Here is a 22,864-nt window from a genome sequence, read left to right on the forward strand (position 1 = left end):
CCTAATAAAAAAGAGAACATGAGAAAAGTAATTCATACAGAAAATGCACCCAAAGCCATCGGACCTTATTCGCAAGCAATTGTGTGTAACGGATTAATTTTTGTATCGGGGCAAGTGCCGGTTAACCCGGAAACCGGTGAAGTAGTCTCTTCATCTTTTGCCGATGAGGTCCATCAGGTAATGAAAAATGTAAATGCGATTTTAGCTCAAGCAGGGACGTCTATAAATAATGTAGTAAAAGTTACTATATTCTTGAGCGATATGAATAACTTTGCGGAGTTGAACGAACTATACGCTGGTTATTTTTCGAGCGATCAATATCCTGCGCGCGAATGTGTACAGGTGGCACGTTTGCCACGCGATGTGAATGTAGAAATATCGGTGATAGCACAATGTGAAACAAAATCATGATTAAAGATCGAACTATCCTACGAAACGCCATTGCAGTTATTATAGGCTTGGTTGTTGCCCTTGTGTTTATTACCACGGCCATAACATTTGTTGCTACCTCTTATGGGTGGGAAGTGGATGGTCTTATTTTTGATGAATGGCGACATGTAGTGAAAAACTTTGCACGACTATCAGAAGCCAATCAAGAGAGAGGTTTCTTTTGGTCTTTGTTGATTTCTGCCGGTATCGGGTCAATGATTGGAGGAACTGTAACCGCAGTTTTGGTAAAAAGAGCCAAGTTAGCTTATGCAATGCTAATCGGTTTTATCCTGTTGCTAATCGGTTTGTTGGATATAATTTTCACTCCTTATCATCCGTTTTGGTACGAAATTATCCTTTTACCTGTACTCTTTTTCTTCTCATGGTTAGGAGGGAAAGTAGTCGTAGTAATCTATAAAAAATTCTTTCGATATCAGAAAGTATTATAATATTATGAATGAACATCCTACAAAAATAAAAATAGCCATCTCCATAGGCGATTATAATGGAATAGGGCCCGAAGTGATTTTGAAGAGTTTGGCCGAAAAAGAAATCACCGATTTTTTTACACCAATAATTTTCGCATCCACGAAGTTGCTCAACTTCCATAAAGATATTTTGAAATTAGATCGGATATATTTACAAGGAATTCCCCATGCAAGCAAAGCAGTAGAAGGAAAAATAAACGTTGTAAATCTCTGGAAAAACCCTATAGAAACCCATTTCGGCCAATCGACCAAAGAAGCTGGTGAGTATGCTTACCAATCGTTAAAAGCTGCCGCAGAAGCAGTTTTAGAAGGTCATGCCGATGTGTTGGTAACGGCACCAATCAATAAAGACAATATACAATCAGAAATATTTCAGTTCCCTGGACATACCGAATATTTAGGAAAAGTATGGGGCGGGAGTCCGCTTATGTTTATGGTGTCAGACGATATAAAAGTAGGGTTGGTAACGCAACATGTCCCTTTGCAAGAAGTTGTACATAACATTACACCCAAAAGTGTTGAGGAGAAAATTAAGCAAATCCAAAACTCGTTGATTCGCGATTTTGGGATAGAAAAACCAAAAATTGCGGTTTTAGGCCTCAATCCACATGCAGGTGATAACGGTTTGTTGGGTAAAGAAGAACAAGAGATTTTGTTACCTATTATCGATAAAAAACGAGAACAAGGGCATATAGTTTTAGGACCTTATCCGGCAGATAGTTTTTTTACACCTCACAATCTGCATGCGTTTGATGCAGTTCTAGCGATGTATCATGATCAAGGATTGACGCCTTTCAAGACAATAGCTTTCGAAGAAGGGGTGAATTTCACAGCCGGCTTACCGTTTGTACGTACATCACCAGATCATGGCGTAGCCTACGATATCGCAGGCAAAGGAATTGCCAATCAGGCTTCTTTTAGAGAAGCCTTGTTTATGGCAGTAGAGATTTACCGAAAACGTAACGAATACGAAGTACTGACAAAAAATGTTCTCAAGCCTATGAAAATAAAGGTAGAAAAAGGTGATGAGAGCGAGTAAGAATAAAAACTTTTAAAAAAAAATATCCTATTTTATCTCAATAGATTAAAATAAATATTATCTTTGCAAACCTTTTGTGTGATGGATAAGTTGAAAAATTACAATATTATCTTTTCGGGTTTACCCATAGGGAAGTCCGACTTTGAGTTTGATATTACACAAACGTTCTTTGATTTGTTTCAGTTCGAGCAAGATTTTACCGAGCCAAAAGTAACGGTGAAAGTCACTCTAGATAAGCAATCGAGTATGCTAGAGTTACATTTCGACTTGCAAGGTGTGGTTACAGTAGATTGCGATTTGACGAATGAGCCTTATGCGCAAGAAGTGAAAAATACTGCACTTTTATTGGTAAAATTCGGTGAAGAATGGGATGATTCGGATGATGAGATTTGGGTAATCCCAAGAGAAGAATATCAAATTAATATTGCACAAATTGTGTACGAGTTGATTCTACTATCGATTCCGATCAAGCGTGTTCATCCCGATGTAGAAAATGGCGATAGTCATTCTGAATTATTAGCCATTCTTGATCAATATATCATAGAAGAAGTGGAAGCAGAACAAGATGAAACAAATGATGATGATGATGATGATGATGATGATGATGATGATGATGATGATGATGATGATGATGATGATGATGAAATCGATCCTCGCTGGGCAAAACTTAGAGATTTAAAGCTCTGAGAATAGAGAGAAAAAATAATAAAAATACGTATAAACGAAATAAAAGTAGATAGATATGGCACATCCTAAGAGACGTCAGTCAACCACAAGAAGAGATAAAAGAAGAACACATTACAAAATCGAAGCTCCGCAGTTAGCAATCGACAAAACAACAGGTGAAGCTCACTTATATCATAGAGCGCACTGGTCTGATGGGAAATTATACTACAAAGGAAAGGTAGTATTAGAAAAAGAAACAGAAGTTTCAGAATAATCCTTTGATAAAGAAAAAAAAGCTGTTTCTTGTAAAAGAGACAGCTTTTTATTTTTATTATTAATAAATTTGAGTACTTTATAAAAAGGAAAAGTAACGTTAGGCTAAAAAAAATCAAGTATGGATATTAAAGACATTCAAAATTTAATCAAGTTTGTTTCTAAAGCAGAAGTTGCAGAAGTAAGCATCAAGCAAGAAGATATCGAAATCAAAATAAAAACCTTGCATAGTGTACCTGCACAGGCTGGTGTACAACAAGTATATGTACCTCCAATGCCAGCTGCTCAAGCGCCAACAATTCCAGCGGCACCTGTAGAGCCGGCAGCAGCCCCAGCAGCAGTAGATGAAGACGCTAATTTGGTTACTGTAAAATCTCCAATGATTGGTACTTTTTACCGTGCAGCAGGTCCAGGAAAAGAACCATTTGTGCAAGTGGGAGATTCCATTGCACCAGGAAAAGTACTGTGTATTGTTGAGGCGATGAAACTTTTTAATGAAATTGAAGCAGAAGTTTCGGGTAAAATCGTAAAAATCTTAGTAGATGACGCTACGCCTGTAGAATATGACCAACCATTATTTTTGGTAGATCCAGCATAATTTAGTTAGCACGCAATATTATTTTGGTAAGATAGAAACTGATTTATAGGATAATATTGAATAGAATTACTAATTTCATCAAACCATTAATTCACTAATTAAAATTATGTTCAAAAAAATATTAATTGCCAACCGAGGAGAAATTGCTATGCGTGTCATTCGGACAGCAAAAGAAATGGGAATACAAACCGTAGCAGTGTACTCTAAAGCAGATGAAACCTCTTTGCATGTACGTTTCGCAGACGAAGCCGTATGTATCGGTCCAGCACCAAGTAAAGATTCTTACCTGAAAATGACCAATATTATTGCAGCGGCAGAAATCACCGATGCTGATGCAATTCATCCAGGTTATGGATTTTTATCAGAAAATTCTACTTTCTCTAAAATTTGTGCTTCGAATAACATAAAATTCATTGGTGCAACACCAGAGCAAATCGATCGGATGGGCGATAAAGCCAATGCAAAAGCAACCATGAAGGCAGCAGGAGTTCCTGTAGTTCCTGGTTCAGATGGCTTGTTAGAGAGCTATGAGCAAGCATTAGAAATAGCTCGTGAAATCAAATTCCCTGTTATGTTAAAAGCAACTGCCGGTGGTGGCGGTAAAGGAATGCGAGCTGTTTGGAAAGAAGAAGATTTACTCAGTGCATGGGAGTCTGCTCGTACAGAAGCCGCTGCTGCTTTTGGTAACGATGGGATGTATATGGAAAAGCTGATCGAAGAACCTCGTCACATTGAAATTCAAGTAGCAGGAGATCAGTTCGGGAAAGCGTGTCATTTATCAGAGCGCGATTGTTCTATTCAACGTCGTAATCAAAAACTAGTAGAAGAAACTCCTTCACCTATCATGACCGAAGAATTGCGTAAGCGTATGGGGGAAGCTGCTATAAAAGCTGCTGAATTTATTGGGTATGAAGGGGTAGGAACAATTGAATTTCTGGTAGATAAACATGGAGACTTTTACTTTATGGAGATGAATACCCGTATCCAAGTAGAGCATCCAATTACCGAGCAAGTTACAGGCTTTGATCTTATTCGTGAGCAGATTTTGTTAGCAGCTGGACAACCGATTTCGGGGAAAAACTATTATCCAACCATGCATTCTATCGAATGTAGAATCAATGCAGAAGATCCTTATAATGATTTCCGTCCTTCACCTGGTAAGATTACGTCTATCAACATTCCTGGGGGGAACGGAGTGCGTGTAGATACACATGTCTATGCTGGATACACGATACCGCCAAATTACGATTCTATGATTGCAAAGTTAATTACGACAGCAATGACAAGAGAAGAGGCTATACAGAAAATGAAGCGTGCCTTGGAAGAATTTTATATCGAAGGTATCAAAACAACCGTACCGTTTCATCTGCAATTGATGGATGATCCAGATTTTATTGCAGGAAATTATACCACAAAATTCATGGAAGATTTCGTTTTAGATCCTTCTTATGCAGAATATGAAGGATAGATTGAAATAATTCTCTAAATATAAAAAACTCAGACAGAAAGTTTGAGTTTTTTTGTTATTAATAAATAAGGTTTAATAAATTGTATAAAAAATTGTACATTTGCAACCCAAATTCAAACGATGAATATTACTAAAAATACAACAGGAAATTTATCAGCTGTGATTAGTGTAGCAATTGATAAAGCAGATTACCAAGAGAAAGTAGATGATGTGCTGAAACAGTACAAAAAAACCGCCAACATCAAAGGGTTTAGAAAAGGACATGTGCCGATGAGTTTTGTGAAAAAACAATACGAAAAACCAGTGATTTTTGATGTGGTGAATGAATTATTACAAAAAGAACTGAATAATTATATCAACGAAGAAAAAATTTCTATCCTTGGAAATCCGATTCCTGTCGCACAAGATAATATCGACTGGGATGCCGATCAGTTAACATTTGATTTTGAGATTGGTCTTGCTCCAGAAATCGAGGTTGATCTGAAAGCTATAGAAGTACCGGCTTACGAAATCTATGTAAGTGATGAGGAAGTTGATAAATATGTAAAAAACTTTGCTCAACGTTATGGTAAAATGGAGAACGTAGATACGGTAGAAGAAAATACTGTATTGAAGGTCGAAGTGAAAGAAAAAGAAAACGAAGACGCTGTGAAAAATGCTTACATCCGTTTGGATGAAGTAAAAGATCAGAAAGTTTTTGTTGGGAAGAAAGTAAACGATACGTTTGATATCAACACCAAAGAAATTTTTGAAGAAGAAGAAAACGCAGAAAATGTTTTCAACTTATCAAAAGAAGCTTTTGTTGATGGAGGAGTAGAGTTGGTTATGACCATCAAAGAAATCAATAAAATAACCGATGCAGCAATCGACCAAGAGTTGTTCGACAAAGTATACGGAGAAGGAAGCGTAGATTCTGAAGAAGCTTTTCGTGATAAAATAAAATCAGAATCAGAAAAAATGTACGCCAAAGAAACCGATCGTCAGTTGATGAATGAGGTGGTAGAGAAAGTTATCGAGAATACAAAGGTAGAATTACCAGAAGAATTCTTGATTAAATGGTTGCAATTCTCAAACGAGAACATTACCTCGGAAGAGCAAGCCAAAGATGAGCTAGAAAAAATTTCTAAAAGCTTGAAATATCAATTGATAGAAAGCCGCTTGGCAGAAGCCAAAGAAATCGAGGTAACTGCTGATGAAGTAAAAGCAGAGGCAGAAAAAGCAATACGCGAACAGCTTGCAATGTATGGGCAAAATGCAATCCCAGAAGAAACAATGCAATCGATTATCGGAAGTGCGTTGACCAACCAAGAAGAGTATAATCGTTTATCGTACCAAGTTTTTACTGACAAAATGTTAGCTGTTTACAAAGAAGGTGTAAAAATGTCGCCTAAGAAAGTAACCCTAGACGAATTTATTGCTATTGTAACCAAGGAAAACAAAGATTTGGAAGAAGAAGCATAATTTGGAGAAGTTTTTGCTATCTTCCTGTACAGTAAAATATTGAAGATAAAATGAAAAACGCTGGTAAAGAATTCAGAGATTATGCCATAAAGCACAGCGGGATTAGTAGTTTGACAATGGACAGCTACATCCAAGCCGTGACACCTTATATCATCGAAGAAAGAAAGTTAAACGTTGCACAAATGGATGTTTTCTCTCGTTTGATGATGGATAGAATTATCTTTTTGGGTACTGCAATCGATGATCAGATTGCGAATATTATCCAAGCTCAGCTGTTGTTCTTAGAAAGTACTGATGCAACCAAAGACATCCAAATCTATGTAAACTCACCAGGAGGTGGTGTATATGCAGGTTTGGGGATTTATGATACGATGCAGTTGGTGAAACCAGACGTGGCAACAATTTGTACCGGGATGGCAGCTTCTATGGGGGCCGTTCTCTTAGCAGCCGGAGCAAAAGGTAAACGTTCTGCACTGAAACACTCACGAGTGATGATTCATCAACCACTAGGAGGTGCACAAGGACAAGCGACAGATATGGAGATTACCCTAAAAGAAATCTTGAAACTGAAAAAAGAACTGTACGATATTATTGCTTATCATTCAGGTCAGACCTTCGAACAAATAGAAAAAGACGGAGAAAGAGATTATTGGATGACATCGGAAGAGGCAAAAAACTACGGAATGATTGACGAAGTTTTAGAGCCAAACCGAAAATAATATCTGCTTGATAGAATATCTAAATTAAGAAAAAATCCTTCGTACTTGCAGAGGGATTTTTTTTTAATATTGATGTTAGTTAAATAAATAAAACATAATTAATTTTGCAATTTTAAAAAAAAATAAAATCTTTTGGAAGAAAATAAATGCTCATTTTGTGGCAAAAGTAGAGAACAGGTTAAGCTTTTGGTTTCGGGAATCGATGGAAGTATATGTGAAAACTGTATCGAACAAGCCTACGGTATTGTGAAAGAAGAAACTTCTTTCCAGAATAAACAAAACTTGGTACAACCCTTACAGTTGAAATCACCACGAGAAATCAAAAACTTTTTAGATGAGTATGTCATTGGACAAGATCAGGCCAAAAAAATCTTATCGGTTGCTGTGTACAATCACTACAAAAGAGTGCTCAATGAATCATCTGTTGGTGATGTAGAAATCGACAAATCGAATGTAATTTTGGTCGGAGAAACCGGAAGTGGAAAAACACTTTTGGCCAAAACCATTGCCAAGTTACTCAATGTTCCCTTCGCAATTGTAGATGCCACGGTGCTTACAGAGGCAGGGTATGTTGGGGAAGATGTAGAAAGTATTTTGTCTCGACTACTGCAAGCAGCTGACTATAATGTAGAATTGGCCGAAAAAGGAATTGTATTTATCGATGAGATTGATAAAATTGCGCGCAAAAGTGACAATCCATCTATTACACGAGATGTATCGGGTGAGGGAGTGCAACAAGCTATGCTAAAAATTCTAGAAGGTACGGTAGTAAATGTACCGCCGAAGGGAGGGAGAAAACATCCCGATCAGAAGTTTGTAGAAGTTAATACTAAAGATATTTTATTTATTGCCGGAGGAGCTTTCTCGGGTATTGAAAGACATATTGCCAATCGCCTGAATAAACACGTAATTGGTTTCAAGAAAGACGAAACAAAAAAAGAAACCGAACATCTATTAGAAGAAGTAAATGCAACGGATCTGAAAAACTTCGGGATAATACCAGAACTAATTGGTCGATTACCGATCATTACTTTCCTACAGCCATTAGACCAAGAAGCAATGAAACGTATCCTGACCGAGCCTAAAAATGCTTTGATTAAACAATACGAAAAGCTATTTGAGTTGGATGGAAAAGAATTGGTTGTAACCGAAAATACTTTGGATTATATAGTTAAACGTGCCGATGAATTGGGTCTAGGAGCTAGAGGGTTACGCTCTGTTACCGAAGAAATTTTTACAGATATTATGTATGATATTGTCAATCAGCCCGATAAAGTGTTGGTTGATATTAAATAAACACAAAAAAATAAAAAAAATAGGGTGATTTATACAATTTTTATTTATCTTGCCAATTGATATAGATCAAGAACTCGTATCTCAACTAACTAATCTATGAACATATGAAAAAGAGTTTACTAAGTATTTTCGTTGCATCATTATGTATATATCTTAATGCTCAACAACCAGTAGCCAATAACACTATTATAGGAAACGTAGGAAATCAACCAGGAGTCAAAGTTTTTGTGAAGAAGAATACGTTGATGTATTATGGTGATGGCCTAAAAGTTATCGGAGATGATAGTAAAGCTGTTGTCGAAAATAATGGAAATATCCATATCAATCTATCGAGTGTAAAACAAGGTGTAAACAGTGGTGCTGCAGTACAATATGCATTTTATAACTATAATAAAAGAGGTCTTGTAGATCAGAATGTTACTGACAGTGACTTTTCTACCGGAGCTAATTTCGTCAATAGATATGAGAGTAAAAATAGTTATGGACAACTAATATTTACAAACAATAATATCTCTAGCTCTAGTGTAGAAAACCCAGACGCAGGAAGCAGTGTTATCAATGGTCGCGTAACAATGGAGCAACCATTTGTATCACCATCAGATTTCGATTGGTTGCCAATCTCTGTGCCTTTTTCTAAAGGATCAAAAATTAAGGCTGAAACATATAAGGATATTCTTGTTAATAGCTTCACTGGCTACGGATTTTCGGCTTCAGATTATATCATGTATCCAGATGTAATGGGAAATAGCAGGTATTCTTCAACCGTAATGAGATGGAATCCTACAAAGTACTATTACGAAACTTTATTGAAGAGTGGAGGAGTGGATAATGGTAATATTTTATCTCCTACCGAAACAATTATATTAAGCTTAAGAAAAGGAAAATTAAATACTATTTTCAATTCAAATGCAACTACCAATAATAGGATAGGTTACAAAGGAAATCCTTTTTCTATGCAAGGAAAGTTTGTTATAGAAGCCGTGAAGGATAACTCAATATACAAAAGCAATGACACTTGGACTACATGGTCGAAAAAAGTTAATCCTGTGAACGAAAGGTACAATTCTTATATCGGCGAGAGTATGACCTCTATAGATAACGGAGAAAGTACAACATATGGTAAGAACTTAATAAATTTCGGTAATCCATTTACGCATAATTTAGACTTTTCTGGTTTATTTGTAGAAACTGAAAGCAATAAATATGTTGCAAACCAGGCATTGTATGATAAGATTGTTGCTGTACAGAAAATGGGCGATCAAGTAAAATGGTCTTTTTCAGATGGTAACTTATCTCCTAAAACTACAGTGCATGCAGCACCAACAAATAAAAAAAATAGACAATGGGCTGGAGATAAAGAAGCTTTACTTCTTAGACCATTCGAGATTTTGACCTTGAAGTTGAATTCTGCAATACAACAAACGAATGAATTGCAAATGAACTTTCTAGATGGTAGTGGTTATTGGCAAGCAGGTTATAAAACTTTTAATTATTCAGCTTCAGCTAATGTAACTCCAAATCGATCAGAAACAGGAAATGAAGAAAAAACATCAATAGATGTTGGCGGATTTTACCAATTAGGATTACAACTAACAGCAGATGATAAATCTGTACAGAATCATGCGTATCTTTTAGCTATAGATCAGGATGTTACAGGTAAAAATGCATCTTTTGAGTTGGACTACGGAAACTTCGGTACTAACTCTGGAATATGGTTTTTCCAAGAAAATAAAGAAGGTGAGTACGATAGTGGATCTTATAAATTTATAAATGCATTCAATGTAAATGATTATGTAGGGAAACCTTTGCATGTAATGTTCTATAAAAATCCAGAAAATCCTACAAATAAATTTACCTTTAGTGTAAATTTAGCAGAAGAAACTACCTTTAACGATAACTTGGATAAATTTTCTCAAGGTAATAAATTCTACTTTGTAGATAAAAAAGAAGAGAAAGCTTATGAAATCGATGGTGCTTTTACATACTCTTTTACTGCAGAAGATTCTGAAGCTGAACGATTTGTAATTTATTGGAATCAATTGCCTGACGGAGTTTTAGGAAATAATGATATAGCAGTAGATCAGAAAAAAACACATGTTTACTCTACATCTGCCCGCGAAAACTATATCCGTTTTGCAAAAAATAATCTAAAAGCTGAAATCCAGATTTATGATTTAAATGGACGATTGATTATTGAGAAACAGAATGTAAATACTTCTCAAGACTATAGAATATCTAATAATTTATTAAATACAGTGTATTTTATCAAAATAAATTATAACGATGGCACTAAAGAACAATTAAAATCCCTCATAAAATAAATCAACTACTAAAACCTATTATAATGAGTAAATTATACATAAAAATAATATTATTAATAACATTTTTGCTAAATGTAAATTTCTTACAAGCCAATAACGATCGAGGATCATATCAAATACAGAGTTCATCACAGGAAGTTTATACAGGAGATATTATACCACCATACATGCCGCCACAAGGTTCAGGTAATATCGGAACTCCAGGATCTCAAGCAACGCCTATAGATCAAAATATTGTAATATTAATAACTTTAGCTATACTTTTGGCTTCAATCTATTATTTTTATAATAATAAAGAGAAGAAAGTTTTATAAAATTTTTAATTAAAACATTTAAAAACCTCATATTTATATTGAGGTTTTTTTATTTTTATAAATATTTATTTACTATGAGAAATATTTTTTTCGGATTAAGTCTCCTAATCTCGTGCAGTGTTTTTGCACAGTTCAAGGTAGAAGGAACGATAGCAGGATACACTAATCAGCCAATTACAGTAAAGGTATACGAAGGCTCTATGACCAAAGTTATATCTAGACCAACAACTGATACTACTGGAAAATTCAGTACAAATATACCGAATAAATACAATGGCATTTTCATGCTAAGTTTAGCAAACGGGCAAGAAATAAAGCTTCTGACCGACAATCAAGACATTCTATTTACGGCAAAAAACCAAGTACCTCTACAACTAACTGTGCAAGCAGAAAAAGGAGAAGTAGCAAAAAACTATATAAAATACAATTCTATAAACGGTTTAGTAGATCTCAAAGACAACGTTTTTACTCAGATTATCAACTATTATCAGCCATCAGATGAATTTTATCTAGCCATCGAAAAAGAAAATGCAAGGATAGAAAAACTAGCGGCACAGAATAACTCTATCAATCCTATGTTGTCTTATTATAAAAAAATAACCGATTTGCTCGATGAGGTAAGTTCTACAAAAGGAACTACTAGAGATAATGTAGATATGATAATAAACCATTTGACCAGTGATGATGAAAAACTAGAACAAATGGGTTTTCTGACGCCTTTGGTGTTTAATTATATTAAAGCAGAATTTAATTTACAACAAGCCAACAATCAAAATGCGGAAGAAATTATAAAGAAAAGTACAGAATTATTACTCACAAAAATAGGTCTAAGTAACATACGCGGGCAAAATGTTATGGCAGCTTTGCTAAGTTTTCTGTCAGAGCAACAATTCCCAACCTATTATCCCGAATTGGTAACAAAAGCAAAAAGTATTCAGCCAGTTGTATCTACGGATCTTAAAAATAAATTAATCTCGATAAACGGTCTCACAATCGGTTCAGAAGTTCCTAATATAATTTTTGGAGAAGAAGTGAAAGGAAAAAAATCGTTATTTGATATCAAAGCCAAAAAGAAATTAATTGTGTTTTGGGCATCTTGGTGTCCAGCATGTCAAGCCGAAATGCCGCATTTACAAGAATATTACACAAACTTTAGAAAAGAAGGCGGTGAAATCATTGCAATATCATTAGACGGTGATCAACAAGCTTATCAGGAAGCAATTAAGAGCTACGAATGGTATAATTATTCTGAATTACTGAAGTGGGATAGCGAAATCGCAAAACAATATGGCGTGAATGCGACACCAACCCTATTTTTAGTCGATAAAGATAACAAGCTGATAAAAAAAGTTCATAACTTGAAGGAGATTCAATAAAGTTTCTACCCAACTAAAAAAAGACTGCAAAATGTAGTCTTTTTTTTATAATAAACTTTGTTTGTGTTGAAAGTGGATAATCATAAAAATACTAATCAAAATAGAAAAACCCCAAAGAGAACTACCACCATAACTGAAGAATGGTAGAGGAATACCAACCGTAGGAAATAGTCCCATGACCATCGCAATATTGATAAAGAAATGGAATAAGAGAATAGAAGCGACGCTATAACCATAAAAACGTACAAAAACATTATCATGTGATTCTGCTAAATAATATAGTCTACCAATAAAAAGAGCGTACAATAAGACGACGAATACACTCCCGATAAAACCCCACTCTTCACCAACAGTCACAAAAATATAATCGGTTTGTTGCTCAGGCACGAATTTTCCTTTCTTCACAGTACCTTGTAAATAACCTTTACCTGTAAATTCACCCGAACCTATAGCAGTTTTTGCATACAGTAAATTATACCCTGATGTATCACGGTATTTTGCTTCACCTTCATACAAAACCATAACCCTTTCTTTTTGGTGTTTTGGTAGTTTTTCGAAGATAATGGGTGAGATAAAACTAAGCGTAGTAACAAAAATTAAGGCGATAGTGGTAACAATAGTAGAAGTAGTTAGGATATCTGTTTTAAACCCAGAACTGATCTTAAATGGAGAATTGAGAGCTTCTTTTCTTCGGTTTAATTTCATGATGATAAAAGGTAGAATAGAAAATACAAATCCTATCGTACCAAAAACATTTACATTGAACCGAATAGGATCCGAGAAAAACAAAGAGCGTTCGGGGTACAAATGGCCAAATGATTGGCGAGTATCCAATGATAAACTAGATACACCATAACTTAAAACGATTATCAAAACAAAAAAGATAGAAAGACCAATCAACACACCATAAATCATGTCTTCTACATCTTGACTATAGTTGAAGGCATGGATTAGTAATGAAATGAATAATAACAAATAGCCAAAAATTAGCAAAACATAGAAAGGGATTTGAATGATTGAAATCAGGAACAATACCAAACCAATAATCGGGATTATAATAAAACCCGGATTGAGTCCTTCTCTATATAGAGGGATGGCTAATGAACAGAAAACAATCACCGACCCCAAGTCGGGTTGTAACATGATCAGACCAATAGGTAAAGCCAAAATAATAAGAATTCGACCCAGTGTAGCAAAGCTATTGAGGTTGGTGTTGGTATGGTTAAGGTAATTAGCGATAAGCAGTGCGGTACCAATTTTTGCAAATTCTGCCGGCTGCAAAGAAAAACTACCAAATCTGTACCATGCTTTTGCTCCGTTAACTTCTTTCCCAACAACTAAAACTCCGGCAAGTAGAATGAGCGAGAAAATGTAAATAATTAAACTATTAGCTTCGAAAAAGTTGCGATTATTATTACTAATTATTATTAGAACCAAAATAATAATGAACGCCAAACCAGAAGTTATTAATTGTTTTATGCCCAAATCTGGATTCACGCTATATACGTTCATGATTCCGAAAGTCAGTAAGATTAATCCCAACAAAATTGTTGGCCAATCAATTCCTTGCAATGTTCTGCTTTGTCTCAAGGCTATCTTTTTTTATAGGTTCAACGTACAAACCTTTTCTTTTAAGGTAATCTATCCATTGTTTTCGGTATTCACCTTGCAGGTTTCCATTTTTCATTTGGTTGAGTAAACCAGTTCTTTTTATGGTATCGGTAAGATATTTTTCAGCCACCAAACTTGTCATTGGGCCTGCCCATCTTGCTCCCCAATATCCGTTCTCTACAATGGCAGCAACTACAATTTTCGGATTATCTTTCGGAGCAATCAAAACAAATAAAGAATGGTCTTGCCCTTGAGAGTTTTGTGAAGTTCCGGTTTTCCCTAATTGAATAAAATCATTTACTCGAAAACTTCTTGCAGTTCCCATAGTGAAGACGTTTTCCATTCCATTGAGGATTGTTTGGAAATATTTCGGGTCGACCAAAGTTTTCTTAGGAACAACAAAATTAGAATCTTTGATAGCTTTACCTTCTATTTCTTTTACGATGTGTGGCGTGTAATAATGGCCTTTGTTGGCAATAACTGCAGTAAAATTAGCCATTTGTAATGGTGTTGTCGTAATTTCGCCTTGCCCCATCCCGTTAAAAATAATTCGGTAAGGATTCCAAACGCCTTCGCCCATCATTTTATCATAAAAAGCAGCCGTCGGGATTGTTCCTTTGCTACCAACCGGTAGGTCGGTTCCCATAAACTTCCCTAATCCAAAGCTATTCATTATCGAAGCCCATTGGTTCAGTCCGACAGAATAATCGGCAGAATCTTTTCGGACAATATCTCGAAAAGCCTCAGAAAAATAGTTGTTGCACGATTTTCCGATTGCTCGTTCCAAACCTTGTGGAGCATAATATAAGCCACAGTGACAAGCAATTCTCATCCGACCATACCGAAAACCATGCTTGCAAACATACGTCGTTTCGGGTTTCATCGTACCCATTTGCATTCCAGCCAATGCAGTAACCATTTTGAAGGTTGATCCCGGTGGATAGGTTGCTTGTAGAGCACGATCGAAAGTAGGTTTTGATATAGAATCTTGTATAAGTGCATTGCGAGTAGCCGAATTCAAGAAATCACTAGGATTAATAGTTGGTGCAGATGCCAAAGCTAAAATTTCACCCGTATTGGGGTCAAGTGCAACAATAGCTCCACGTTTGTTTTGTAGCATGTCTTCGGCTAATTTTTGTAAATCATAATCGATGGTCAACATCAGGGTTTTTCCACTTTTCACTGGTCGGTCGTATTCACCGTTTTTGTAGGGGCCTACTACATTCATATGAATGTCGACTATATGATTTTTTACCCCCTTAATTCCGCGAAGTTCTTTTTCATATGATTTTTCTACGCCACTAATGCCAACCAAATCTCCTGGTTGATAATAGTTAGAGTCAGTTTTTATGTAAGCAGGGTTTGCTTCGTTGATATAGCCTAGAATATTCCCAGCGCTATTGACCATGTATTTTCGTTCGGGTCTTTTTACTATGCTAAATGCAGGGTACAGGTACAGGCGTTCTTGCATCCGAGCAAAATTTTCTCGTGAAATACTTTTGAGAAAAGGATAAGGCGTCATTCTCTTATAGTCCGGAGCAGAAGTAATGCTGAAAATAATCGAATCAAACTGATGCTTTGTAATGCCTAATAATGTTGTAAAACCAATAGTGTCAAAAGAATCGGTAATATGTTTAGGTATTACATTCAGTTCGTATGAATAGGTATTGGATACTAATAATTTTCCTTTTCGATCAAGAATATCGCCCCTATTTGGATAGATAATTTCTTGTTTGATTGATGTATTGAACGCATTAAGCTGATAGCGATCGGTCCCCAATTGCAGATAAGCTAAACGTGCGATAAACAAACAAACTATGAAAAAGATAATGCCATAAATGATGACCAATTTTTTCATAAAGTAACTTTTCGTCTAAAGAGTATTTTATAAATGAATACAAAGATAAAGGTAAGTATTGAACTTAAAATAGCACTTATCAAAACTTCGCCTAGGTGAGCTAATTTAAAGTTTTCTAAGACAAAAAGAAAAATATGATGAATTATGATTAACAATATTGTTAGCGTAAACCATTGTAAGGCAGAAAGATCATAGGTGTTGTATCGGTCATATTCGTCAGCATCTTGTCCTGTTATCAATCGCAGGATCTTGTTGCGTAGAAAGGCTATGCTTAACAAAGAGAAAGTATGTATTCCGCCCGTTTGTTGCACAAAATCTATCCCAAACCCTAGTATAAAACTCAATAGTAGTAAGGCGTATTTGTTGCCCAATTGAGGATAGAAAACTACAAAAACAACATAAAAAAAGGGCTGAGCTTTACCCATTACTTCTATATGATCAAATATCACGACCTGAAGAAGAATGAGTAAAATCACCTTGAATAGGTTGAAGATAAAATCTCTATTGAACATTGTGTGGATCTTTATTTATGGTGTCGGTAGATTCTACTTGGTTAATTTCTATTTTTTTCAGGTTCGTAACGACATAAGCATACTTCAGGTTGGCAAAGTTTTCTCTTAGTTTAACTTTGATTTTCAGTTCACCCGAAACATTATCTACTTCTTTGTGATTGACCGTACCAATCATGATTCCCTCTGGGAAAACTGGTGATTTACCATCTGTTTCTATCGTATCTCCTATGTTTACGGTGATGTATTTTGGGATTTCTGTAAGATAGGTGTAACGCGGATCTTTACCGTCCCAAATCATCGTACCGAAATATTCATTTCCTTTTATCCGGGCATTAATCTGGCTATCTGTATTGAGGATAGAAATTGCGCGAGCATAATTATCGGTTGTTTTGGTCACAATCCCTACTATTCCATATTGCGTCATGATACCATCTCCGATTTGTACGCCATCTTTTTTTCCTTTATTGATTGTTAAGAAATTGTGCGAGCGCACGATTGTATTATTGATTATATCAGTCGGTATAAAAGAATAAATTTGGTGATACTCTGAACTTTCGATTAATTCTCTTTCGTTTGTTGCTGGTTTTTTTATTCCAAGAGCTGTCAGTTGTTTTCTGAGTATGGCATTTTCTTCTTGCAATTCTCGATTGTATCTTGGTAGGTTAAAAAAGCGAGTAATTTTAGAAGTTTGTTTATCGATGGCACCAGTAATTTTAACACTTGCTTGACCTAAAATTACTTCATGATACACGTTATATCGAAAAATAAGTATCGAGGCAATCATTTGCAAACACAGAAAAAGTAATAAGAATCCGTTTTTTCTAATGATATTAAAAATAAAATGCATCGATACTTACAAAAACAAAAAAATGGTTATACAAATTACCTCATTAAGAAGGTGTATTTATCAATGTTTTTTAGGGCAATTCCAGTACCACGCACTACTGCACGCAAAGGGTCGTCTGCCAAGAAAACAGGTAAGCCCGTCTTTTTAGATACTCGTTGATCTAGACCTCTTAACATAGATCCTCCACCAGCCATGTAAATCCCGGTGTTGTAGATATCTGCAGCTAATTCTGGAGGTGTCTGCGAAAGGGTCTCCATTACGGCATCTTCTATCCTGAGAATAGACTTGTCGAGTGCACGTGCAATTTCTTTGTAGTTTACAGTAATTTCTTTCGGTTTACCCGTAATCAAATCTCTCCCTTGTACAGGTAAATCTTCTGGTTCGTGTTCTAATTCTTCTACCGCAGCGCCAACTTCAATTTTTATACGTTCTGCGGTACGTTCACCAATATAGAGATTATGATGTGTTCTTAAGTAATAAGCTATATCATTGGTGAATACATCACCGGCAATTTTCACCGATTTGTCGCAAACAATTCCACCTAGAGCAATAACAGCAATTTCAGTTGTTCCTCCTCCTATATCGATAATCATATTTCCTTTAGGCTGAGTAACATCTATTCCTACACCGATTGCAGCAGCCATAGGCTCATAAATAAGCCGAACATCTTTGGCATTAACTCTTTGACAAGAATCTTTTACAGCTCTTTTTTCAACTTCTGTAATGCCCGATGGTATACAAATTACCATGCGTAATGAAGGTGAAAATAATTTACCCTGGATACCTGGAATTTTTTTAATAAATTCTGTTAGCATAAATTCTGAAGCTTCGAAATCTGCTATAACTCCATCCTTTAATGGACGAATGGTTTTGATATCGTCATGGGTTTTCCCTTGCATATGTTTGGCTTGTTCGCCAACCGCAATTACCTTGTTTGTTCTACGATGTATAGCTACAATCGAAGGGCTATCTACTACCACTTTGTTATTGTGGATGATAAGCGTATTTGCTGTTCCTAAATCTATCGCAATTTCTTGCGTAAAAAAATTAAACAATCCCATTTATGTTTCTATGTCTCGGATTTTAATTGTGAAAAATATAATAGCTACAAAAGTATGATATTTTTACTGCAAAATACAAGCTTATTGTGTATAAAAATATCATACCTCTTTCCAACGTAGAACTTTCTTAGATAGTATATGTTTACCTTTAAAAAAAATAGGGTAAACTTTTTTTATTCAATCTTAACATTGAAAGGCATTCTAAGTTGAATCCCTTTTTGTTCGTTGATTAATTTTATTTGTTTATAAAGTGCTTGTCCTTCAGTTCCTAATTCTTGTGCAAGCTTCGCATCGATGTTATTACCGGTAATCGATGCCATAAATTCTTCGAAAGCATCTTTTCTTTTCGGGAAAGCTTCTGTGCTATAAGTATCCAATTTTACTAGCTTCGCCGCATAGTTTACAGCGTCTTGCAAATTACCAAACTCATCTATCAAACCAAGTTCTTTGGCTCTTGTGCCAGACCATACGTGTCCACCGCCAACTTTATCTACTGCTTCAAATGTCATTTTTCTGTTTTTAGAAATGTGAGAAACAAATTGGTGATAAATCAATTCGATGTTTTTACGCATCGTTCGCTCTGCATCTGCACTTAGTGGGTTGGTGAGTGATTTCAGCTGATCAGCATTGGCATTGGTTTTGGCAATATCGGTTGTGATACCAACCGAATTGGCTAATTTTTTTACATTCGGGATCATACCAAGAACCCCGATAGATCCTGTTATTGTGCTTGGATTAGCAAATATTCTTTCAGATGATTGTGCAATATAATATCCGCCCGATGCTGCGACATCACCAAAAGAAACAACAACTGGTTTTTTCTTACGTAATAAATCGAGTTCGTATAAAATTTGTTCAGATGCATTTGCACTTCCTCCAGGTGAGTTAATACGCAATACAACCGCTTTTATTTTATCATCTTCGGCCATTTCCCGAATTGCTTCGGTGTATGTTTTCGATTGTATCCCGTCAAAACCATCGCCTTCCTTAATTGCTCCTGAAGCATACAGAATTCCGATTTTGTTTTTATTCGAGTTCGAATCCAGTTGGAGAATATAATTATCCAAAGAAACAAAATGTTTGTTTTTTGCTTTCTTAGAGAGATCGGTTGCAGAATCGTCTAGTTTTTTTAGGATCATCAAGTCGTATTGAGATTCTTGCATCAACTCGTCGATTAACTTATTTTCTTTGGATTTTTCGGGTATGAAAGCATATAGACTATCTACTTTAGTATTAAAATCGATCAAGGATAATTTCCTGTCTTTTGCCATTTTGGTCGAAATATTCGTCCAAATGTCGTTCATATACTCGGTAATTTGTTCGCGATTTTCGGGTGATAAATCATTGCGCAAATATGGTTCTACAGCACTTTTATAAGCACCGTGTCGTATTACCTGAAAATCAATACCATATTTATCACCAAAATTCTTAAAGAACATTACTTCGGCACCTAATCCTTGTAACATTGTTATGCCAAGAGGATTCTGGTAAATTTTATCGGCAACCGTTTGGATGTAATACGAAGTTTGAGAAGTGTTATTGGTGAAGGCATATATAAATTTACCCGATTTTTTGAAGTCTTCTAAAGCTTTTCGGATATCATCTGCTTGGGTAAAACCACCCTGAAAATGTTCTATTTTTAGTGAAATACCTCTAATTCGGTTATCAGTTTCTGCATTCTTTATGGCTCTAAGAATATCTTCGAGATAGAAAGAATTATTAGACTTTTTGCTTAGGTGAAAAATATTCATAGGAATGCGATCCATTTCACTTTCCATAATCGGAGAATCGAGTGTGATTTCTAGTACCGATCCATCTTTTATGGGCTTTGTAGGAGTGCTTGTTAGCGTAGAAAAGAAAATAAATCCTATCAGAACTAAAAGAATAATACTAAAGGTGAGCAGGTTTCCGACAATTGTAGAAAATACCCGCGAAAAAAAGTTTTTCATGATTTTATGAGATTCTTATTTTTGTTATATGTTGTACAATCATGTTGTTTTGTTACTTGGCACCAATGTCGGGGACAAGAAAAAGAATATAGAAAATGCTCATGTTGCATTGTATAGTGTTGGTTTGCTTATTGAGAATCATACTATTGTGTTAGAAAATCAGCCAGTAGAGTTTACTTCAGAAAACTTGTTTTTTAATCAGATTATCGAGGCAAAAACGTCTTTATCTCCTATCGAATTGTTGAAAAAAATAAAAAAAATAGAACAAGATATGGGACGGAAATATGCCAAGCCTTTGGATGGTGAAATATATACTGATCGTTTGATAGATATTGATATATTGTATTATAATCGAATCAATTATGTATCAAAAGACCTTGTAATTCCACATCCAAGAGCATTTACTAGAAAATTTGTACTAGATTTATTATCCATGTTATAGAAAATATTATATTTGCAGTGGGTAAATTTACAAATAATTGTATCAATAAAAATTAAACCTAAAAAAATATAATTCAATTATAAACCTATGAATATGAAGAAATTTATACTCGCTGCTTCTGTAGTGCTTTACGGAATGTCTGCAAATATTCTATCGGCACAACAGCCCGAATACAAAGAATTCACCAAAGAAGATAAAAGATTTAATGATTGGTCGCTTTCTCTTTTTGGTGGTTTAAATGCCTTGCAAAATACCGATTTAGTTTCTTGGGGTCGAGATGAAGGAAAATCATGGTTTACGCCTGGATATGATTTTGCTTTTTCTGTCAATCGTCAGTTAACGCATGCTTTTGGAATTTCTTTACAGTATCAGATGGGTAAAACCCGTCAGCAAGCGTGGATTATGGATGACAATTCGAAAATTTCGGCCATTGCACATGGGAAAACATCTTATCAATCTATAACATTCTTAGGAGATGTTAACTTTAGCAACTTATTAAGAAGAGTAGAAAATCAATCAGAACTGAAATTAGCTTTTCACGGATATGCAGGAGTAGGAGTTTTAGGGTATAAAGCGAAACGTGACTATTATGGAAAAAACCGTCAAGAGATGGTTACCGTAAACCACATTAAAATGGGGGATAAGTCTATTTATGCACAAGTTGGTGCAGGTCTTCGATACAAGCTTAATGAAAATTTCGATACAGAACTTAGAGGGATGTATTTCTTGTCGGGTGATGAGCAGTTTGATGCCAGTGGAATGCCAAATCCACGTTTAGGGTATACACCTGCCGATATGAACCCTGGCCGAGAAGATAATATGATCCTCCTAACATTAGGACTACACTATAAAATAGGTAAACACAAAGAAGCCTTGCAATGGGCACCATATTCTATGCCAGTACCGGTGATGTCAGCAACAGAAACGCCATTTGAGTGTGTTGATGAAGATAACGATGGAGTATGTGATCAGTGGGATAGATGTCCAGGAACACCAGAAGGATATACAGTCGACGGTTCGGGTTGCCCGCTGGATACAGATGGCGATGGAGTAGTGGATACAATAGACGAATGTCCTACAATACCAGGTCCGCCAACAAATCTAGGTTGTCCAGAGGTTGAAACAGTAGTTTCTGCAGACCAAATAGCAGGTTTATTAACAGAAACAATTCAAGGGATAGAATTTGATTATGATTCGGATAAAATTAGACAGGTTTCTTATAGTAAATTAGACAATGCTGCTGAAGTTATCATGAAGCATCCGAATTATAATTTCTGGGTAGAAGGACATACAGATGCTGCAGGCCCTGATGCTTATAACCAAAACTTATCAGAAAGACGTGCTGCTTCGGTTGTCCGTTATTTGGTAAACAAAGGAGTAAATTCAGCTCAACTATTCCCAATCGGTAAAGGAGAATCAGAGTTAAAGCACCCTGAATGTAATCCTACAACAAATTGTCCTGCATGGAAAAACTTAGAAAATAGACGAGTAGTATTTAAAGAGAAAAAATAAAACTATCGTTAAAACATAAATAAAACGAGCGATTTACTCAGTAAATCGCTCGTTTTTATTTTATTTCTAACCCTAATCTCTATTTTTGTAGAAAAGCTTCGTACCATTTCCATAAAACTATTCCTGTACATACACTAACATTCAGCGAATGTTTTGTGCCAGATTGTGGGATTTCTAAACAAACGTCTGTTTTATCGATAATTTCTTGTTGTACGCCATCTACTTCATTGCCCATTACAATGGCGTATTTCCTACTAGGATCTACCTCATACTCCGGAAAAGAAATACTGTTTTCTACTTGCTCTATACAGACAATAGAGTAATTATCTTTGCGTAATTTTTCAATTAAATTGAGGGCATTTTCTTCATATTCCCAATCAACACTTTCTGTTGCACCGATAGCCGTTTTATGAATTTCTTTATGAGGTGGTGTAGCAGTTATTCCACACAAATAAACTTTTTCAATCAAAAAAGCATCTGCTGTACGAAAAACAGCCCCTACATTGTGCATACTTCGGATATTATCGAGGACAACCACAACCGGAATTTTTTCGATATTTTTATATTCTTCTGTCGAAACACGCCCCAATTCTTCTAATTTTAATTTTCTCATCCGTCTAAAAT

General features: G+C 35.6%; 22 protein-coding genes. 15 read left to right on the forward strand and 7 right to left on the reverse strand.

What is annotated here, in order from left to right:
- Positions 1–18: 18 nt before the first annotated feature.
- The 13 genes from WEEVI_RS07445 (at position 19) to WEEVI_RS07500 (ending at position 12,448) form a co-directional block, all read left to right on the forward strand.
- Complete coding sequence (locus tag WEEVI_RS07445) at positions 19–411, forward strand: RidA family protein (RefSeq protein WP_013598536.1); 393 nt, start codon at positions 19–21, stop codon at positions 409–411.
- Positions 408–878, forward strand: a complete 471-nt coding sequence (locus tag WEEVI_RS07450; protein ID WP_013598537.1) for a hypothetical protein — start codon at positions 408–410, stop codon at positions 876–878. Before WEEVI_RS07445 ends, WEEVI_RS07450 begins: the two co-directional genes overlap by 4 nt.
- A 4-nt stretch (positions 879–882) precedes the next feature.
- A complete protein-coding gene (gene pdxA / locus WEEVI_RS07455; RefSeq protein WP_013598538.1) occupies positions 883–1,956 on the forward strand; it encodes a 4-hydroxythreonine-4-phosphate dehydrogenase PdxA in 1,074 nt (357 codons plus the stop codon).
- Between the two features lie 81 nt (positions 1,957–2,037).
- Positions 2,038–2,643 (forward strand): YceD family protein, encoded by a 606-nt coding sequence (locus WEEVI_RS07460; protein WP_041942128.1) that lies wholly within the window; start codon positions 2,038–2,040, stop codon positions 2,641–2,643.
- A gap of 55 nt (positions 2,644–2,698) precedes the next feature.
- Positions 2,699–2,896 carry a 50S ribosomal protein L32 gene (gene rpmF, locus WEEVI_RS07465; protein ID WP_013598540.1) on the forward strand — a complete coding sequence of 66 codons (198 nt, stop codon included), beginning with the start codon at positions 2,699–2,701 and terminating at the stop codon, positions 2,894–2,896.
- Positions 2,897–3,016: 120 nt separating this feature from the next.
- Positions 3,017–3,493, forward strand: coding sequence for an acetyl-CoA carboxylase biotin carboxyl carrier protein (accB, locus tag WEEVI_RS07470; protein ID WP_013598541.1), 477 nt, complete (start codon positions 3,017–3,019; stop codon positions 3,491–3,493).
- 106 nt (positions 3,494–3,599) lie between these two features.
- Positions 3,600–4,961, forward strand: a complete 1,362-nt coding sequence (accC, locus tag WEEVI_RS07475) for an acetyl-CoA carboxylase biotin carboxylase subunit (protein ID WP_013598542.1) — start codon at positions 3,600–3,602, stop codon at positions 4,959–4,961.
- Positions 4,962–5,081: 120 nt separating this feature from the next.
- Positions 5,082–6,422, forward strand: coding sequence for a trigger factor (tig, locus tag WEEVI_RS07480; protein ID WP_013598543.1), 1,341 nt, complete (start codon positions 5,082–5,084; stop codon positions 6,420–6,422).
- A 50-nt stretch (positions 6,423–6,472) separates the two neighbouring features.
- Entirely contained in the window at positions 6,473–7,141 is a 669-nt protein-coding gene (gene clpP, locus WEEVI_RS07485; protein ID WP_013598544.1) for an ATP-dependent Clp endopeptidase proteolytic subunit ClpP, read from the forward strand.
- A gap of 132 nt (positions 7,142–7,273) precedes the next feature.
- The gene (gene clpX, locus WEEVI_RS07490) at positions 7,274–8,437 is read left to right on the forward strand and encodes an ATP-dependent Clp protease ATP-binding subunit ClpX (protein WP_013598545.1); all 1,164 of its coding nucleotides are present in this window, start codon (positions 7,274–7,276) and stop codon (positions 8,435–8,437) included.
- Positions 8,438–8,541: 104 nt separating this feature from the next.
- On the forward strand, positions 8,542–10,758 hold the full coding sequence (locus WEEVI_RS07495) for a T9SS type A sorting domain-containing protein (protein ID WP_013598546.1): 2,217 nt from the start codon (positions 8,542–8,544) through the stop codon (positions 10,756–10,758).
- A gap of 23 nt (positions 10,759–10,781) precedes the next feature.
- Positions 10,782–11,072, forward strand: a complete 291-nt coding sequence (locus WEEVI_RS11270) for a hypothetical protein (protein ID WP_013598547.1) — start codon at positions 10,782–10,784, stop codon at positions 11,070–11,072.
- Between the two features lie 74 nt (positions 11,073–11,146).
- The gene (locus WEEVI_RS07500; RefSeq protein ID WP_013598548.1) at positions 11,147–12,448 is read left to right on the forward strand and encodes a TlpA disulfide reductase family protein; all 1,302 of its coding nucleotides are present in this window, start codon (positions 11,147–11,149) and stop codon (positions 12,446–12,448) included.
- 45 nt (positions 12,449–12,493) lie between these two features.
- On the opposite strand, the gene rodA is transcribed toward WEEVI_RS07500, so the two are convergent.
- The 6 genes from rodA to sppA form a co-directional block, all read right to left on the reverse strand.
- Complete coding sequence (gene rodA / locus WEEVI_RS07505) at positions 12,494–14,038, reverse strand: rod shape-determining protein RodA (protein ID WP_013598549.1); 1,545 nt, start codon at positions 14,036–14,038, stop codon at positions 12,494–12,496.
- A complete protein-coding gene (locus WEEVI_RS07510; protein WP_013598550.1) occupies positions 14,007–15,917 on the reverse strand; it encodes a peptidoglycan D,D-transpeptidase FtsI family protein in 1,911 nt (636 codons plus the stop codon). Before WEEVI_RS07510 ends, rodA begins: the two co-directional genes overlap by 32 nt.
- Entirely contained in the window at positions 15,914–16,429 is a 516-nt protein-coding gene (locus WEEVI_RS07515; RefSeq protein WP_013598551.1) for a hypothetical protein, read from the reverse strand. The genes WEEVI_RS07510 and WEEVI_RS07515 overlap by 4 nt, the downstream gene beginning before the upstream one ends.
- Complete coding sequence (mreC, locus tag WEEVI_RS07520; RefSeq protein WP_013598552.1) at positions 16,419–17,276, reverse strand: rod shape-determining protein MreC; 858 nt, start codon at positions 17,274–17,276, stop codon at positions 16,419–16,421. The genes WEEVI_RS07515 and mreC overlap by 11 nt, the downstream gene beginning before the upstream one ends.
- A gap of 35 nt (positions 17,277–17,311) precedes the next feature.
- Complete coding sequence (locus WEEVI_RS07525) at positions 17,312–18,337, reverse strand: rod shape-determining protein (protein ID WP_013598553.1); 1,026 nt, start codon at positions 18,335–18,337, stop codon at positions 17,312–17,314.
- Positions 18,338–18,510: 173 nt separating this feature from the next.
- The gene (gene sppA / locus WEEVI_RS07530; protein ID WP_013598554.1) at positions 18,511–20,286 is read right to left on the reverse strand and encodes a signal peptide peptidase SppA; all 1,776 of its coding nucleotides are present in this window, start codon (positions 20,284–20,286) and stop codon (positions 18,511–18,513) included.
- 28 nt (positions 20,287–20,314) lie between these two features.
- Between sppA and folK the strand changes: the two genes are divergently transcribed.
- A complete protein-coding gene (folK, locus tag WEEVI_RS07535) occupies positions 20,315–20,728 on the forward strand; it encodes a 2-amino-4-hydroxy-6-hydroxymethyldihydropteridine diphosphokinase (protein WP_013598555.1) in 414 nt (137 codons plus the stop codon).
- Between the two features lie 93 nt (positions 20,729–20,821).
- On the forward strand, positions 20,822–22,240 hold the full coding sequence (locus tag WEEVI_RS07540) for an OmpA family protein (protein WP_115042216.1): 1,419 nt from the start codon (positions 20,822–20,824) through the stop codon (positions 22,238–22,240).
- A gap of 79 nt (positions 22,241–22,319) precedes the next feature.
- On the opposite strand, the gene WEEVI_RS07545 is transcribed toward WEEVI_RS07540, so the two are convergent.
- A complete protein-coding gene (locus tag WEEVI_RS07545; protein ID WP_013598557.1) occupies positions 22,320–22,853 on the reverse strand; it encodes an RNA methyltransferase in 534 nt (177 codons plus the stop codon).
- Positions 22,854–22,864: the final 11 nt, after the last annotated feature.

It is taken from the genome of Weeksella virosa DSM 16922 (assembly GCF_000189415.1).
GTDB classification, from domain to species: Bacteria; Bacteroidota; Bacteroidia; order Flavobacteriales; family Weeksellaceae; genus Weeksella; species Weeksella virosa.